Source organism: Janibacter alkaliphilus (genome assembly GCF_013408565.1).
Classification (GTDB): domain Bacteria; phylum Actinomycetota; class Actinomycetes; order Actinomycetales; family Dermatophilaceae; genus Janibacter; species Janibacter alkaliphilus.
This window is the reverse complement of record NZ_JACBZX010000001.1, coordinates 1,865,384-1,881,021: the sequence shown is the minus strand read 5'-3', so window position 1 is coordinate 1,881,021 and position 15,638 is coordinate 1,865,384. Positions and strand designations below refer to the sequence as shown.

The 15,638-nt window shown below is 71.4% G+C and carries 13 protein-coding genes, 1 tRNA gene and 2 pseudogenes; 9 read left to right on the top strand and 7 right to left on the bottom strand.

The annotated features are described in order from the left end of the window. Positions 1-148: 148 nt before the first annotated feature. Positions 149-1,090 carry a GlxA family transcriptional regulator gene (locus BJY28_RS09185; RefSeq protein WP_179462735.1) on the bottom strand — a complete coding sequence of 314 codons (942 nt, stop codon included), beginning with the start codon at positions 1,088-1,090 and terminating at the stop codon, positions 149-151. A gap of 108 nt (positions 1,091-1,198) precedes the next feature. Between BJY28_RS09185 and BJY28_RS09180 the strand changes: the two genes are divergently transcribed. From BJY28_RS09180 to BJY28_RS16620, 5 genes and pseudogenes are all read left to right on the top strand, one after another. Next, entirely contained in the window at positions 1,199-1,510 is a 312-nt protein-coding gene (locus BJY28_RS09180) for a putative quinol monooxygenase (RefSeq protein WP_050670096.1), read from the top strand. 154 nt (positions 1,511-1,664) lie between these two features. Beyond that, positions 1,665-2,051 carry a GlcG/HbpS family heme-binding protein gene (locus BJY28_RS09175; RefSeq protein WP_229117445.1) on the top strand — a complete coding sequence of 129 codons (387 nt, stop codon included), beginning with the start codon at positions 1,665-1,667 and terminating at the stop codon, positions 2,049-2,051. An 82-nt stretch (positions 2,052-2,133) separates the two neighbouring features. Next, positions 2,134-2,211: pseudogene (locus tag BJY28_RS09170) on the top strand (antibiotic biosynthesis monooxygenase); the annotation flags it as partial. A gap of 827 nt (positions 2,212-3,038) precedes the next feature. Further along, positions 3,039-3,929, top strand: coding sequence for an ISL3 family transposase (locus tag BJY28_RS09165; RefSeq protein WP_281366916.1), 891 nt, complete (start codon positions 3,039-3,041; stop codon positions 3,927-3,929). Continuing rightward, positions 3,902-4,102 (top strand): annotated as a pseudogene (locus BJY28_RS16620) (transposase); the annotation flags it as partial. The gene BJY28_RS09165 and the pseudogene BJY28_RS16620, both read left to right, overlap by 28 nt. A gap of 175 nt (positions 4,103-4,277) precedes the next feature. Here BJY28_RS16620 and BJY28_RS09160 read toward each other — a convergent pair. The 3 genes from BJY28_RS09160 to BJY28_RS09150 all read right to left on the bottom strand — a co-directional run bounded on the left by BJY28_RS09160 (position 4,278) and on the right by BJY28_RS09150 (position 8,162). Then, positions 4,278-4,661 (bottom strand): hypothetical protein, encoded by a 384-nt coding sequence (locus BJY28_RS09160; protein WP_179462734.1) that lies wholly within the window; start codon positions 4,659-4,661, stop codon positions 4,278-4,280. Positions 4,662-4,970: 309 nt separating this feature from the next. Beyond that, positions 4,971-5,047: transfer RNA gene (locus BJY28_RS09155), tRNA-Met, on the bottom strand. A gap of 112 nt (positions 5,048-5,159) precedes the next feature. Then, positions 5,160-8,162, bottom strand: a complete 3,003-nt coding sequence (locus BJY28_RS09150; protein WP_179462733.1) for a UPF0182 family membrane protein — start codon at positions 8,160-8,162, stop codon at positions 5,160-5,162. A gap of 54 nt (positions 8,163-8,216) precedes the next feature. Here BJY28_RS09150 and BJY28_RS09145 point away from each other — a divergent pair, with 54 nt between their 5' ends. Next, entirely contained in the window at positions 8,217-8,768 is a 552-nt protein-coding gene (locus tag BJY28_RS09145; protein WP_179462732.1) for a PPA1309 family protein, read from the top strand. Positions 8,769-8,913: 145 nt separating this feature from the next. Here BJY28_RS09145 and BJY28_RS09140 read toward each other — a convergent pair whose 3' ends face one another. Continuing rightward, positions 8,914-10,005 (bottom strand): YlbL family protein, encoded by a 1,092-nt coding sequence (locus BJY28_RS09140; RefSeq protein ID WP_179462731.1) that lies wholly within the window; start codon positions 10,003-10,005, stop codon positions 8,914-8,916. Between the two features lie 93 nt (positions 10,006-10,098). Between BJY28_RS09140 and BJY28_RS09135 the strand changes: the two genes are divergently transcribed. The 3 genes from BJY28_RS09135 (at position 10,099) to BJY28_RS09125 (ending at position 13,433) form a co-directional block, all read left to right on the top strand. Continuing rightward, the gene (locus BJY28_RS09135) at positions 10,099-11,628 is read left to right on the top strand and encodes a zinc-dependent metalloprotease (RefSeq protein ID WP_343037039.1); all 1,530 of its coding nucleotides are present in this window, start codon (positions 10,099-10,101) and stop codon (positions 11,626-11,628) included. After that, entirely contained in the window at positions 11,625-12,209 is a 585-nt protein-coding gene (locus BJY28_RS09130; protein ID WP_343037038.1) for an NUDIX hydrolase, read from the top strand. The genes BJY28_RS09135 and BJY28_RS09130 overlap by 4 nt, the downstream gene beginning before the upstream one ends. A 303-nt stretch (positions 12,210-12,512) precedes the next feature. After that, positions 12,513-13,433, top strand: a complete 921-nt coding sequence (locus BJY28_RS09125) for a hypothetical protein (protein WP_179462730.1) — start codon at positions 12,513-12,515, stop codon at positions 13,431-13,433. Here the strand turns inward: BJY28_RS09125 and BJY28_RS09120 are convergent. Next, positions 13,399-14,871 carry a tryptophan-rich sensory protein gene (locus BJY28_RS09120; protein ID WP_179462729.1) on the bottom strand — a complete coding sequence of 491 codons (1,473 nt, stop codon included), beginning with the start codon at positions 14,869-14,871 and terminating at the stop codon, positions 13,399-13,401. The genes BJY28_RS09125 and BJY28_RS09120 overlap by 35 nt on opposite strands. Further along, positions 14,868-15,617 carry a CPBP family intramembrane glutamic endopeptidase gene (locus BJY28_RS09115; protein WP_343037037.1) on the bottom strand — a complete coding sequence of 250 codons (750 nt, stop codon included), beginning with the start codon at positions 15,615-15,617 and terminating at the stop codon, positions 14,868-14,870. The genes BJY28_RS09120 and BJY28_RS09115 overlap by 4 nt, the downstream gene beginning before the upstream one ends. Between the last annotated feature and the right edge of the window lie 21 nt (positions 15,618-15,638).

The following is a 15,638-nucleotide window of genomic DNA, read 5'->3' as shown; positions in this document are numbered from 1 at the left end:
GACATCACAGCCACCCAACCCCGACCGTCCGGGAAGCCGGGACACGTCACATGGCCTGTGCTGCGGGCGTGTCGAGTGGGTCGTCCAGGGGCGACGCAGGAGCGTCGACGCGACGTGCTGAGAGGTGGTTCTATGGCATGGCGATAGGTCAGGAACGGCGTCGCTCCCTGCGCAGGAGGGAGCGCAGAGTCTCGGCGTTCGCGTAGCCGACCCGTAGCGCGATGTCGGCGGAGGTGAGGTCCGTGGTTGCTGAGAGGTGCCGAGCTCGTTCGATGCGAAGCCGTTGGACGAAGCCGAGCGGAGTGAGGTTGAGCGCCGCACGGACTCGTCGTTCGAGGGTGCGCCGGCTGGTGCCGAGCGACTGCGCGACGAAGGCGACGTTGAACGGTTCGTCCAGGCGGGCGCGCACGAAGCGTTCGAACTCGACGACGATCGGGTCATCGTGCCGGAGATGTTCGTAGGCGACGAAGGCCGCCTGCGACGGACGCTCGTCGATGATGAGGAGCTTGGCGACATGTTGGGCCAGGTCGGGGCTGATCGATCGCACGAGTGAGAGCGCGAGGTCGATGTGGGCGAAGGCGGCGCCGGCGGTGACGAGGTTCCCGTCGACCACGACCATGGTGTCGAGATCGAGGGCGACGGCCGGATAGCGCTTCAGGAACTCCGGCCCCAGGAACCAGCTGGTCGTCGCCCGCCGATGATCCATCCGTCCGGTCTCGGCGACAGCGAACACGCCGGTGCACGCCGCGGCGATCCGGGTGGTCGCGTCGTCGAGGCGCCCGAGCGAGGCGATGACCGAACGAACATCTCGGCTCTGTAGGGCGTCGTTGGTAGCGGCGGCAGTGAGGGTTCCAAGCGCAGGGACGACGACCACGTCGAACTCTGCGGACTCCGACAGCGGGTAGCCCACCGACAGGGTCATCGATGCCGTCGTGGTCACTGTCCGTTTCGGTCCGAGGATGGCGAGTTCGATCGGGTCGATCCGCGGGTCGACATCGCCGCGGGCTCCGTCGGCCACCCGCACGATGTCGATGACCGACGCGACAGCCGAACCGAAGCAGCCGTCGATCGCGATCAGTCCGATACGCATGGCGCAAACAATAGCAATACTGCCGTATACGCCACTTCTCACATGCCCTTGCTCGTCCTACGCTGAACTTGCTTCACCGGGTAACCTCGACACCTAGGAGAACCCCTCATGTCCACACCCGCATCACTTCCGTATGCCTTCGTCGCCAAGATCGTCGCAGCCGATGGACAGCACGACGCGCTCGCCGATCTGCTCGCCGGCGCTGTCGCGCTCGCCAACGAAGAAGTAGGAACGATTGTCTGGTTCGCGGTCAGGACCCACGCCGACACTTTCTGGATCTTCGATGCATTCCCCGACGAGGCCGCTCGCGACGCCCACGCCAACGGCGCCATCGTCGCAGCCCTGACGGACAATCAGCACCTCCTCGGCGCAGCACCCGAGATCATGGCGGCCGACGTCCTCGCGTCCAAGCTCCCGTAGTCCGCCAACGCACGTCCGCAACGCGAACACAACACGAGCGCTGTCGGTCACAAACTCAACAGGCAAACCAACGGGCGGCTCTGGAGCGGCTCGAGCCACAAAGCGCACGCCACATTCGAAGGAGCAATTGATGCCATCTATTCCTACATTGTCGTTGGACGACGCCAAACGTGTCATCGCGGCAGCAGAAGCTGAATCCAGCACGCAGGGTCAGCCCAGTAACATCGCCGTCGTCGATGCCGGCGGCAATCTCGTCGCTCACGTACGGATGGACGGAGCGTGGCTGGGCAGCATCGACATCTCGATCAACAAAGCTTTCACGGCCCGAGCGTTCGACACAGCCACCAAAGACCTCGGCGACCTCGCCCAACCCGGTGAGCAGTTCTACGGCATCAACGCCTCCAACGACGGTCGGGTGATGATCTTCGCCGGTGGCATCCCGCTCGAGCGCGACGGCCAGGTCGTCGGCGCCGTCGGCGTCAGCGGAGGAACCGGCGTCCAAGACCAGGCCGTCGCCGAAGCCGCCGCCAGCGCCTTCTGAGACCGACCCGCACCGAACCCGGCCCCCGGCCGGCACGGGGCTGGATGCGTGCGTCGTCGACGTAGACGGTCACGGCTCGGACCTGACGGCCAACCAGCACCTCCTCGGCGCAGCACCCGAGATCATGGCGGCCGACGTCCTCGCGTCCAAGCTCCCGTAGTCCGCCAACGCACGAGACGATCGCGCCCCTCCGAGCCGTAGCCAGGTCGCGACGCAACGCCACGCTGCGTTGCCGAGCGGTGCGAGGCCTATCGACACACGGACAGGATGCCGGCCGCGAGGGGTCCGTCGCAGAGGAGAGCGACGTCGGTGTCGGGCAGAGCCGTGAGGCCAGCGCATCGCGCGACCACCAGACCCGAACAGCCCCTGCCCTGCGTTTCCGCAGGTCAGGGGCTGTTCGCCGGAGCCCCTGTGGAAATCGAACCGACGACCTCATCACGTCGGCTTTGCGTCTATCGCTTGATGTGCCCACTGGTCGAACGAGCCGCTGACCTGCGCAAACGCCGAGCGTGGGGGACGCCGCCATCCGGTGGTGACCGACGACGACCGACCAGTACCGACCGTTTCACCGGAGCTTGCGGCGGCGTCGAAGCCGAGCAAGCTCCATTCCTTTAGCTCACCGCGCCCTCCTCCTCGCCGGTCCCGTCGTCGTCGAAGACGTTTCAGGGGTCTTCTGAGACGACGGTGTAGGTCGGCCGGGAGCGTCGGTCCGCAGATAGACGTCGAGGTCTCCCGACGACGGAGGTTCCTACGCCATCCATCCGGAAGACCTCGACGTGCCCGACGCTACCCCGCCGGCCGCCCTGACCTGACCGCCTTCGCTCGACTCGACGGCCTCGGTCTGAGCGTGACCGGACAACGACTTGAACCGGATCGTGCGGTCCTCGCGTGCCGAGTGGTGGAACCAGATCAGTGGTGCCGACGGTGCGGCAGCGAAGGCGCTGCTCGAGACACCGTTAGCCGGCAGTTGGCCCACGAGCCGCTGGGTTGGCGACCGAGCGTGCCGGAAGTTGTAGTGCGCCGCTAACGCTGTGCCGACTGGACACGTGGGCGCCAAGCCACCAGCGCCGCGGCGGAGCTCTCGCACACCGGGCTGCGGTGGGCGCTGGAAGGGATCGTGGTCGCACACCTCACCGCCGCCCGTGTCGCCGAGGGACTCGGGGTCGCATGGGACACCGGCAACAACGCGGCTTGGCTGAAGGCAAGCGGCGGCTGATCAACGACCCCACGCGGTTTGAGTGCGTGAAGGTCATTGGCGTCGATGAGCACGTCTGGCGCCACACCAGGCGTAGCGACAAGTACGTCACCGTGATCATCGACCTCACCCCGGTCCGCGATGGCGCCGGCCCAGCAAGGCTGCTGGACATGGTCGAGGGCCGGTCGAAGGCGGCGTTCAAGACCTGGCTCGCCGACCGCGACGACGCCTTCCGTGACGCGGTCGAGGTGGTCGCGATGGACGGCTTCACCGGGTTCAAGACCGCCGCTGCAGAGGAGATCCCGGACGCGGTCACGGTGATGGATCCCTTCCACGTCGTGCGCCTGGCCGGTGACGCCCTCGACAGGTGCCGGCGCCGGGTCCAACTCGCGATCCACGGGCACCGTGGGTTCAGGGACGACCCGCTCTACAAGTCGCGGCGCACGCTGCACACCGGCGCGGACCTGCTCACCGACAAGCAGAGCGACAGGCTACGCGCGCTGTTCGTTGATGACGTTCACGTCGAGGTCGAGGCGACCTGGGGTGCCTACCAGCGCATGATCGCCGCCTATCGCCACGAGGACCGGCAACGTGGCCGCGAGCTCATGGAGAAGCTGATCACCGACCTCAGCGCCGGGTCCCCAAGGTGCTCACCGAGCTCACCACCCTGGGCCGGACCCTGAAGAAGCGAGCCGCTGACGTGCTCGCCTACTTCGAACGACCCGGCACCAGCAACGGGCCGACCGAGGCGCTCAACGGACGGCTCGAACACCTGCGCGGCTCCGCACTCGGGTTCCGCAACCTGACCAACTACATCGCCCGAGGCCTGCTCGAGACCGGCGGCTTCAGACCCTAACTCCTACACCCCCGATTGGGATGAGCCTCATAAGTTCAACGACTCGGCGACCTTCGCCGCTGGGTTGTCCTTCCTCAGATTGGCCTTCCGGTAGTACTGGAGCAGGATCTGCGTGCTCTTGTGGTCCGTGACTTCCTGAACCTGGGCGATGGAGAGTCCGCCTGCGCCCAGCGCCTCAGTGACGAAGCCTGCGCGCAGTGAGTGTGCACCGAAGCTTCGAGGCTCCGGCAGTCCTGCACGCTGTGCGCGCCAGCCTTAGTGGGTCAGTTGTTCCTCGACCGTCGCGTTCGGCGACGTCGGCTCGCAGATGCGCGATGGTCTCACGGGCCCCGGCCAGTTCGGCGGACTCAGCCGCGCTTCCCGCGGTGGCGACGTCCTCGATGTGCAGGACACCGAGGTCCACGAGGTCCTGCACTCGGTAGGTGACCTGCTGCGATGCCTCGTCGCGTTCGACCGCCAGGTGGTGCCGGCGCTCCAATCGGCGAATCGTGTCCTGGCTACGTCGCGCGAGTCGTGCGGCATCCTTGCGCGGAATGCGCTCGTCCGGGTCATAGGCCACGGGGTCCTCCATCACTTCGCGTCACCCCTGTGCAGAAGCGACGCCACCGGCAGGTCAGGAACGCTTGCTGCTGGCTTCGAGGCTGCGTTACGTGATCGCACCCTGCAGACCTGTGCCAGCGAATGCAGGTTGCCCGCAGAACAGCCGCGAGTGGGGAGGGTGGCGCCAGGCGGCGCGGGTCGCAACTGCATGGGCAGCAGATGGCAGGCGCCTGCCCTGGCATGAAATGGAAGTGGTGGCAGATGCACGAAGTCCCCCTGGCAATGTGCCAGAGGGACTTCGTGCGAAGACACTGAGCGCATCTTCATCTGGTAGCGGGGGCAGGATTTGAACCTGCGACCTCCGGGTTATGAGCCCGGCGAGCTACCGAACTGCTCCACCCCGCGATGTGTCTACGAGTTTACGTGAGGGTGAGCGGGCCACCAAATCGGCTCCGGCACCGCAGACGCTCACCTTCGGCGTAGCCCCTCAGCCTGCAGGGTGAGCGGATCCAGCTGCCTAGGGGGTTGGGGCGTCGGAGGGGGTGGCCGAGTCGCCCGAGCCGGCGGCGGCGTCCTCGTCGAGGGTGACCGAGCCGCCCTCGGGCTGGTTCTCGGCCGCCTCGCGCAGCGCGCTGCGCAGCCGCTGCTGAGCCTCGTCGTAGGCGGTGAAGTCGCCCTCCTCGAGCGCGGTCTGGCCGTCCTCGAAGGCCTGCTCCATGTCGGCGATCGCGTCGCGCAGCCGGATCTCCTGCTCGCTCAGCCCCTCGGTCGGGTCGCCAGCCGGCTCCTGGTCCTCGGCCGGCTGCTCCCCGTCCTGCGGCGCCTCGGCGCCGGAGTCGCCGCCGAAGAGCTGGTCGAGCGCCCCCTCGAGGCTCTGCGCCCAGGCGACCCGGCCGCCGAAGGAGACGACGACCACGCGCAGCTGCGGGTAGGAGGTGCCCGAGGTCGACTGCAGGTAGATCGGCTCGACGTGCAGGAAGCCCTCGCCCACCGGCAGCGTCAGCTGGTTGCCGAAGCGCACCTGAGAGCCGCCGCGGTTGTTGTTGTTGAGGTAGTCGGCCAGGGTCTGCCCGCCGTCGGTGCTCGTGGCGTTGGAGCTGGCGATGTCGTTCTGCACCTGGCCGGGGCCGGGCACGGTCGTCGTCCGGGGCACCGCGAGCATCCGCAGCGCGCCGTAGCCGTTGGCGACCTCGCCGTCCGAGGCTCCCGCGTCGGAGTCCACCGCGAGGTAGCCGGCCATGACGTCCCGGTCACCGTTGGGGATGTACGTCGACGTCAGCGACCACGTCGGCTGCTCCTGGTCCGGCATCGCCAGGCTGAGGAAGTACGGCGGCTGGGCCTGGCCCCCTTCGGGGTTGGCCGGGTCGTTCGGCACCCGCCAGCGGTCCTGGCCTGCGCGGAAGTCGCTGGCCGAGGTGACGTGGTAGTCGGCGAGCACCGCCCGCTGCATCCGGAAGAGGTCCTCCGGGTAGCGCAGGTGCGACATGAGGTCGCCGCTGATCTCGCTGCGCGGGGTCATCAGGTCGGGGAAGGCCCGGTCGTAGGCGGCGGCGATCGGGTCGGACTCGTCCCAGCGGTAGAGCTCGACCGAGCCGTCGTAGGCGTCCACGGTCGCCTTGACCGAGTTGCGCATGTAGTTGACCCGGTCGCCGACCAGCGCGGACTGCTGCTGGGTCTGCACCGAGGAGACCTCGCCGCTGCGCACCCCGGACATCGAGAAGGCGGTGCTGTAGGGATAGCTGCGGCTGGTCGTGTAGCCGTCGACGACCCACTTGATCCGCCCGTCGACGACCGTCGGGTAGGGGTCCTCGTCGAGGGTCAGCCAGGGCGCCACCCGCTGCACCCGTTCCCGCGGGGTGCGGTGCTCCAGCAGCCGGGACTGCGAGCCGACCGCGTCGGAGAGGATGAAGTTGCGGTCCCTGTGGGTGATCGCGTACGCCAGCTGGCGCACCGTCGAGCCGATCGCCACACCGCCGTCGCCGGTGTAGGTGTAGCGCGACTCCTCGCCGCCGGAGGGGCGGTCGACCTCGCGCGGGTCGGCGTCCTCCTCCGAGCCGACGATGGAGAAGTGCTGCATCTCCTCGCCGAAGTAGATCCGCGGCTCGTACTCCTCGCCCGCGCTGAGGTCGACGAACTGCGGGTTGCCGGCGCTGACCTGGTTTCCGCGGGCGGCGACCAGACCGTAGCCGTGGGTGTAGACGGTGTGGTCGTTGACCCAGTCCCGGCGGTCGTTGGGCACCTCGGCGAGGTCGAGCTCACGGGCGCCGACGACGACGTCGGTGCTCTCCCCGTCGATGTCGTAGCGGTCGACGTCGAGGCTCTCCGGGAAGGTGTAGTACGGCTGCTGCGCCTGCAGCTGCTGGAAGGTCGGGCTGGCCACCTCGGGGTCGACCAGGCGCACCCCAGGGATGGAGGCGGCGTCCTCGCGCAGCTGCCCGGAGGAGACCGTCGAGGTCGCGTCGTACTCGTCGGTAGCCACGTCGGTCACCCCGTAGGCGGCCCGGGTGGAGTCGATGTTGCGCTGCAGGTACGGCTCCTCCAGCGAGCTGCGGGAGGGGGCGACCTGGTAGTTCTCGATGAGCGCCGGGTAGATTCCGCCGACGGCCACCGAGAGCACCAGCAGCGTCGCCGTGGAGATCAGCGGCAGCCGCCAGCTGCGGGTGCGGATGGCGACGAGGAAGAGCACCGCGCAGAGCAGCGCGCCGACCGCGAGGATGTACATCGCCGGGATCTCGGCGTTGGCGCCGGTGTACCCGACGCCGGTGAGCACCTCCCCTTCCTGGGTGGTCAGCGCGTGCGTGTCGAGGATGTAGGAGATCGCCCGCAGCACCGCCAGCGTGGCCGCCAGCACCGAGATGTGCACGAAGGCGGTCCGGGTCGAGATGCCCCGGGAGGGCGGCTGCAGCCCGCCGTAGACGTAGTGCGCGAAGGCCGCGGCGATGAGCGCCCCGATGACCAGCGCGGTGAGGAAGCCGACGACGAAGCTCCACCACGGGTGCGCGAAGAGGTAGTAGGAGACGTCGTGCCCGAACTGCGGGTCGGTGACGCCGGTGTCCCGGCCGTTGCGCCACAGCACGTAGGTGCGCCACTGCCCCGCCGCGGCCAGGCCGGCGAGCAGCCCGAGGACGGCCGGCAGCACGATCACGGTGACCCGGCGGAAGGGGTCGACCGCCTCCCGGTACTGGGCCAGCGCCCGTTCCCCCGCGGTCATCGGCACCACCAGCGGTCGGCCGCGGTAGGCGATGACCAGGCTGGAGGCGATCGCCGCGGCGGTCAGCACCGCGCCGACGACGAAGAGCAGCAGCTGCACCCGGATCCGGCCCCACCAGGTGCCGGCGAAGCCCAGCGCGTCGAACCACAGCGCCTCGGTGTAGAGCTGAGCGCCGAGGGTGAGGAGCACGACGAGCACGGCCAGGGCCACGAAGACCTGCGCCAGCCGGCCGCGGGGGCCGCGCCGACGGGTGGACGTGGAACCGGTCTCGGGGCTCTCGCCCTCGCCGTCGCTGGTCGACTCGCTCATGGTGCGGCCCACGGTACCTGCGGACACCAGGCTGTCATCGGGCAGCATGGGCTTGTGCCCGACTCGTCACCTGACCCCCAGCCCGCTCCCAGCACCGAACCGCTGACGGTCGCCGCCCTGGAGACCGAGCGGCACGTCGCCGCCGCCGGGTGGGACCAGAACCCGCGCCTCTTCGCCCTCGTCGGCACGGCCGACCTCGTCGCGCGCGAGCCGCAGCTCGCGGCCGGCCTGGACGTGGCCGACGAGGCCCCCGGGTCGCTGACTGCGATCGAGCAGGAGGGCTTCGCCCGGACCGCCTCGATCGAGACCCTGCTGGGCCGGATCGCCTGGCCGGAGACCGTCGACGGGGCCGCACTGGCGCTGGAGCGCGTCGTCGTGCCGCCGGGCGCCGAGCGCGACCTGCCGGCCGACCCGGAGGCTGCGGTGGAGGCGCTCTCCCGGCACCCGGACCGGGCCGACGTGCGCCTGCTCGTCGCGGTGCACCGGGACGGCCGGTCGATCTGCCTGCTGCGCCAGCGCGCCCACGACCAGGACGACCGGGTGGCCACCGGCGAGGACATCGCCCCCGGCCTCGTCCACGCCCTTCGCGCCACCCTCGAGACCTGACCTCACCCGTCTCCCCTTTATCGGGTAACCCGATAAAGGCTCGCTCTCGGGGGAAGGCTTCTCGGGTATCCGAGAGGTTCTGCTCAGATGGCCGCAGTCGTCCGCAGATTGCCGCTGTCGGCCGCCGTCGGACGACGAAGGGGGCTCAGCAGCGGGGCAGGTCCTCGGTGCGGCCGGCGGCGATCGCCTCGACCGCCGACAGCGCGTCCTCGAAGTCCTCGACCGCCACCACCTCGAGGTCGTCCGGCTCGTTGCCGACGACGTCCTCGCAGTTGCCGGCCGGCGCGAGGAAGTAGTCCGCACCACCCTCCTGGGCGCCGGTCATCTTCTGGTCGATCCCGCCGATCCGACCCACCTGGCCGCTGTCGCTGATCGTCCCGGTGCCGGCGATCTCCTCGCCGCCGGTGAGCGCCCCGGGGGTGAGCACGTCGTGCACCGCGAGCGCGAACATCATCCCGGCGCTGGGCCCACCCACCTCGCCAGCGTCGATGATGACCTCGAAGGGGAGGTCGTAGGCCGGCTCGATGGCGATCCCGATGCCGGCCCGGCCGGTGCCGATGTCCGCGGTGGTGAGCGTCTCGGTGCGCTCCTGCCCGTCCCGCTCGACCGTGATCTCGACCTCGTCGCCGACCGAGCGGTCCGAGATCGCGCCGACGATCTCGTCGACCCGGCTCAGCTCCTGCCCGTCCACCGCGACGATGACGTCCTCGGGCTCCAGCACCCCGTCGGCCGGCAGGTCCTCGCCGACCTGGGCGACGAGGTTCTCCTGGCCGACCGTCTCGCCGGTGCTGCGCAGCCCCACCGCGATCGCGCTCTGCTGCGAGCCGGTCATCTGGGCCTCGTTCGCCTCGCGCACCTCGTCGTCGGTGGAGACGTCGCCGTAGACCAGCTCCTCCGGCACCACCTCGGCGTCCGGGTCGAGGTGCCCGCCGACCCACTCCCACACGCTGACGTGCCGCTCCGGACCACCGAGCACGCTGACCGTGGTGAAGTACAGCGACCCCTCGGTCGGGTAGGTCCGCGCGCCGCTCACCTGCACGGTCTGGGTGTCGGCGCTGGTGCCGATGGTGTCGGTCATCGACCCCGGGTACTCGATGGCGTACGGCAGCTTGATCACCGCGCCCAGCAGCGAGACGGCCAGCAGCAGCAGCGCCACCACCATGATCCGCTTGGCGATCCGTTCGCTCCGGGTGGGACCGTGGTCCACCGCGGTCGGGGTGACGGACGGCTGCGACATCAGGCTCCTCGGCGGACGGATCGGGAACTTATCGACGGGCTCCCGGTGTTGTTCGTGTCGACAGGCATCATCTCAGGAGAGCGGTGACCCCTCGTGACCGACGACCAGCACGGCCCCAGCGACCCGGATCGTGGCGGCGACCTGCCGCCGGAGATCGCCGAGGTGCTGCGCCAGCTCACCGGCGGCCGGGACCTGCCCCCGCAGATGGTCGAGCAGCTCAAGGCGATGGGGCTGGCCGACGCCGACCCGCAGGCGCTGCAGGCGATGGCCAGCCAGGTCCGGGCGATGTTCGACCCCTCCACCCCGGCGAAGGGGGTGGACGTCGCCTCGGCGACCCGCACCGCCCGTGAGCTGGCCGCTCAGGTGGGCGACGGGTCCGCCGACACCGAAGCCGACACTGGCACTGACACTGATGCCGCCAGCGCCGCCGGCGCCGAGGGCCCGGGGGCCGTGATCGACCCGGCCGACGCTGCCCGCGGCGAGCAGTCCACCCGCCTGGCGACGATGTGGCTGGACGAGGTCACCGGGCTGGAGGCGCCCAGCCTCACCGCCTCCACGCTGACCCGGGCCGGCTGGGTGGACGCGACGATGCCGGTGTGGGCCTCGCTCGTCGACCCGGTCGCCGACGGGCTGAGCGCAGCGATCGGCGACTCCCTGACCTCCCGGCTGAAGGACCAGCCGACGCCGAGCGCCGAGGACCTGCAGGCCCTGGGCCTGCCGCCGGGCTTCGACCCGGCCTCGCTGACCGGGCAGATCGCCCCCTTCGTCGGGCGCATGTCGTCCTCCTTGATCACCGTCCAGCTGGCGCACGCGGTCGGCACCCTCGCCGGCGAGGTGCTCACCGGGACCGAGGTGAGCGTGCCGCTGATCCAGGGCCAGGTGGCGCTGCTGCCGAGCAACGTGGCCGCCTTCGCCGAGGGGCTGGAGGTCGACCTCGACGAGGTGTGGCTGCACCTGGCGGTGCGCGAGGCGGCCCGGATGCGCCTCTTCACCGCGGTGCCCTGGCTCGGGCCGCAGATCCTCGCCGCGGTGCAGGAGTACGCCCGCGGCATGTCGATCGACACCGACGCGCTCGAGCAGGCGGTCGGGCAGATCGATCCCAGCGACCCCTCCGGCCTGACCGAGGCGCTGAGCACCGGGCTCTTCGACCCGCAGCTCTCGGCGGCGCAGCGGGCGGCGCTGACCCGGCTGGAGACCTGGCTGGCGCTCATCGAGGGCTGGGTGGACGTCGTCGCCGAGCGGGCCACCCGGGACCACCTGCCGCACACCGCGGCGATGGCCGAGACCATCCGGCGCCGTCGCGCCACCGGCGGCCCGGCCGAGAAGACCTTCGCCGGCCTCGTCGGGCTGGAGCTGCGCCCGCGGCGGCTGCGCGACGCGGCCAACCTCTTCGCGGCGCTGGAGGACCGGCTGGGTCGCGACGGTCGGGACGCCGCGTGGGCACACCCCGACCTCGCCCCGGAGGCGGGCGACCTCGACGACGTGCTCGGCTACGTCGAGCGGGTGGCCGCCGAGCGCGGCGCCGGTGACGACCTGGACGCCGAGCTGGAGTCGCTGCTGCGCTCGGCCGACGAGGGCGAGTCACCGGGCGACGCCGCCGACGAACCACGCGACCCGGGGTGAGCGCCGCTCCCCTGCCGGGCTACGAGGCGGTGAGCACCGACCTGGCGCGACTGCTCGCCGCATGGTCGGCGCCGGACCCGGCGCAGGAGCGGCTGCGCCAGGAGTACCTGGCGCACCTGGCCCGGCACCCGGACGCGGCGGCGAAGGGGGGCCCGCCGGCGCACGTCACGGCCGGCTGCCTCGTCGTGGACGAGGCCGGCGAGCACGTGCTGCTCACCCTGCACCGCAAGCTCGGCCGCTGGGTGCAGATGGGTGGCCATCTCGAGCCCGGTGACGAGAGCGTCGCCGGGTCCGCGCTGCGGGAGGCTCGGGAAGAGTCCGGTCTCGACGACCTGCTGAGGCTGCTGCCAGGGCCGGTCCAGCTGGACCGGCATGCCCTGGGCGGCGGCTTCGCGCGGTGCCGGGAGCACCTCGATCTCCGCTGGGTCGCCGTGGCGCCCACCGGCGCCCCGCCCGTGGTCAGCGAGGAGTCGCTGGATGTCGCCTGGTGGCCCGTCGACGCGCTGCCGGCCGACACCGAGCCGGCCGTCGCCGACCTCGTCGCCACCGCCGTGTCCCTGGTGACCCCGCGCCGCGCCTGACCCCTTCCCCCCGCAGCTACCCGGGCAGTTGCCCAACCCCTACGAAATTAGCCCGGGCAGTTGCGCACCCCTTGGCAATTGCCCGGGCAGTTGCGCACCCCTTGGCAATTGCCCGGGCAGTTGCGCACCTCCCACCGAAATTGCCCGGGCAGTTGCGCACCCCCTTGGCAATTACCCGGGCAGTTGCGCACCCCCTTGGCAATTGCCCGGGCAGTTGCGGAGCTGTGGAGAAGTCTGCGGCGGACCGGCCGCGATGCGTCAGAGTCGGTCACGCCCCTGACCGACCGCCTCGCCGAGGACACGATGGACATCCGTCCCCGACTCACCAGTCCCCGTTCGCCCCTGCTGCGGCGCCCCGACGGCAGCATCCAGCTCGGGGTCGGGCCGACCGCGGTGCACCTGCACCAGGTGCACCCGGACGAGGCCGCCTGGATCACCAGCCTCGACGGGTCCCGCGCCCTGGCAGGCGTGCTCGACGCCGCCGCGGCCCAGGGCATCGCGCGCGACCGGGCCGCCGAGCTCGTCGACCGCCTCGCCGCCGCGGGCCACCTGGAGCTGTGCGCCCGTCGCTCCGCAGCCGGCGGACGCGTGCTCGTCGTGGGCCGCGGCGGCCTCCCCGCGCTGCTGGCGGACGTGCTCTCGCACAGCGGGATCGCCGAGGTGCGGCGGCTGCACGAGCCGGCCCTGCTGGAGACCGCCCAGCAAGACCCCACCTCAACACGTTCACCTGCACCGGCACCGGTGACGACCACCCTGGCGGTGCTCGCCACCGGCACCCCGCCGTCGGTCGGCGAGCTGACCGGCTGGCTCGCTCGCGGCAGCGACGTCCTGCCGGTGGTGTGCACCGTCTCTCAGGCCGGGGTGGGCCCGCTGCTGCGACCCGGGTCGGGTCCCTGCCCCAGCTGCCTCGAGCTGACCCGAACCACCCTGGACCCCGGGTGGCCGTGGCTGCGGGCGCAGCTGAGCCGACCCCAGGTCGGCGCTCCCCGACCGGTGGACGGGTCCGCGCCGGTGCGGCTGCTCGCCGCCGGGCTGGCGACCAGCCTCGTGCTGGAGCACCTCTCCGGGGCCGAGGCCGCCGTCGGCTGGGCCTACGACGTCGCCGTCCCGGGCCCGACCCTGGAGCGACGGTTCTGGCGGGTGCACCCGGCCTGCCCCGCCTGCGGTCCGCGCGGCGACCGGAGCAGCCTCAGCCGCGGTTCCGCCGCCAGATCTCCGCGGTGAGGGCGACCGCGAAGGTGCACCACGCGGCGTAGGCGCCGAGGGTCGCTCCCTTCCCCCGACCGGCGGCCGCCGCCCGCCGGGTGAGGTCCCAGCTGCTCGCCGCCAGCGTCGCCGCCTCGGCGGTGGCCGCGGGCAGGACGACCTGCCGCAGCCCCGGCACCTGGTGGCCCCGGAAGAACAGCGCCGACCAGCCCGCGTTGAGCACCATGTTCACGACCAGCGCGCGCCGGTAGCCGGCCGCCTGCCGCCCGCGACCGTCCTCCTCCAGCTCGGCGCTCACCGCGGTCGAGGCAATGGCCGTCGTCGCGTAGAGCGTGGTCCAGACCACCGGGAAGGCGATGGTCGGCGGCTGCCACGGCGGCAGGTCGAGCCCGCGGTACCAGCGGCTGCCCGGGTCGGTGGCCAGGCTGCCGACGACCGCGGCACCCCCGACGACCGCCAGGGTCCAGCGCAGCCGTCGCGACCAGCGTCGCGGCTCCAGCTGCGCGGTCGCCCGACGGATTGCCTCGTCGTAGCCGGTCGGGCCGCCCTCCGGCGGCCCCACGAGGTCGTCCAGGTCGCGCTCGTGGACCACCGCGTCGTGCACCAGGCTGCCGACGAGCGGCTTGGCGACCCCGGCCGGCACCGGCGTGACCAGGCCGACCCAGTGGCTGGCCAGGCCCGGGGTGAGCACCGGCAGGGTGAGGATGAGCCGCCGCCGCAGACCGGTCACGGTGGCGTAGCGCTGCATCATCTCGGCGTAGGTCAGCACCTCCGGGCCGCCGACGTCGAAGGTCCGGTTGTGCTCCGGCGCCAGCTCGGCGGCTGCCACCAGCCGGTCGAGCACGTCGTCGACCCCGATCGGCTGGATCCGGTTGCGCAGCCAGCGCGGGGCCACGAAGGCGGGCAGCCGCTCGGTGAGGTGACGGAGCATGTCGAAGGAGGCCGAGCCGTCACCGAGCACGACCCCGGCCTGGATCACCGCGGTCGGCACGCCCGAGGCCAGCAGGATCTCCCCCACCTCGACCCGGGAGGCCAGGTGCGGGGACAGGTCCTCGCCGGGCGGGTGCAGGCCGCCGAGGTAGACGATCCGGGAGACGCTGCCCTCCGCGGCCGCGTCGGCGAAGGCGGTGGCCATCGCCCGGTCCCGCTCGACGAAGCTGCCCTCGGCGTCCATCGAGTGCAGCAGGTAGTAGGCCGCGTCGACGCCGTCGAGGGCGCGCCGCAGGTCGTCGGCCGAGGTGGCGTCTCCCTCGACGACGTCGACGTCCCGGGCCCAGGAGATGCCGTCCAGGCGAGCGGCACGGCGGGTGAGCACCCGCACCCGCCACCCGCGCTCGAGCAGCTCGGGCACCAGCCGGCCGCCGACGTAACCGGTGGCCCCGGTGACGAGGACGCTGCCCCCGGCGCCGGGCGTGGAGCTGGTGGTCTCGCGGGGATCTGCGCTGGCAGGGGTCATCCAAAGATCCGATCTGAGAGGTCGAGGCCGTACGGGAGCAGCAGGAGCATCCCGAGCGACCAGGTCAGGTGGGTGATGATCGGGCCGAGCACGCCGCCGGTGACCCGGCGCTGCAGCCCGGTGACCAGGCCGAGCGCGAGCGCGGCCAGGACGAGCAACGGCACGCCGGTGCCGACGGTGGTCAGGGCGTAGATCACCGTGGTGATCGCCACCGGGTGGCGGCGACCGACCGCGGCGTAGAGCCCGCCGCGGAAGTAGAGCTCCTCGGCCACCCCGTTGAGGGCGGTGAGCAGGGCGACCAGCGGCAGGGAGCCGTAGCGGGCGTGGTCGAGCAGGTCGTCGACCGGTCCGCGCAGCCACGGGACCGCGCCGACGACGATCGCGCCGAGGAGGAAGACGAGCAGCAGCGCCACCCCCAGGGTGAGCGACTGGACGACCGGGCGGGCGGTGCGCTGGTCACGGGTGTGCGCCCAGCCCACGTGCAGGGTGCCCGAGGCCAGGGCCCCGGCGCTCCAGATCACCGCGACGACCAGGGTGGCCAGGTAGAAGAGCGGGTCGCCCGGCTCGATCCGCAGCGCCACGGCGAGCGCCACCGCGCCGAGGACCAGGGTGATCGCCGCGACCACCCGACGGCGGCGGAAGGCAGCGTCGCTCTCCTGGTGGTCCCGGGGCACCGGCCGCACCAGCGAGGCCCGGACGAAGGCGCGCAGCTCACTCACCGGACCGGGCACCGCAGAAGGTCTCACCTGGTCAGCGTATGTTGCTGC

Bases quoted from the DNA above. Each gene is read 5' to 3' on its own strand.
- BJY28_RS09125 (WP_179462730.1), top strand. From the start codon at position 12,513: ATGGACATCCGTCCCCGACTCACCAGTCCCCGTTCGCCCCTGCTGCGG.
- BJY28_RS09140 (WP_179462731.1), bottom strand. From the start codon at position 10,005: ATGTCGCAGCCGTCCGTCACCCCGACCGCGGTGGACCACGGTCCCACC.
- BJY28_RS09180 (WP_050670096.1), top strand. From the start codon at position 1,199: ATGTCCACACCCGCATCACTTCCGTATGCCTTCGTCGCCAAGATCGTC.
- BJY28_RS09150 (WP_179462733.1), bottom strand. From the start codon at position 8,162: ATGAGCGAGTCGACCAGCGACGGCGAGGGCGAGAGCCCCGAGACCGGT.
- BJY28_RS09185 (WP_179462735.1), bottom strand. From the start codon at position 1,090: ATGCGTATCGGACTGATCGCGATCGACGGCTGCTTCGGTTCGGCTGTC.
- BJY28_RS09120 (WP_179462729.1), bottom strand. From the start codon at position 14,871: ATGACCCCTGCCAGCGCAGATCCCCGCGAGACCACCAGCTCCACGCCC.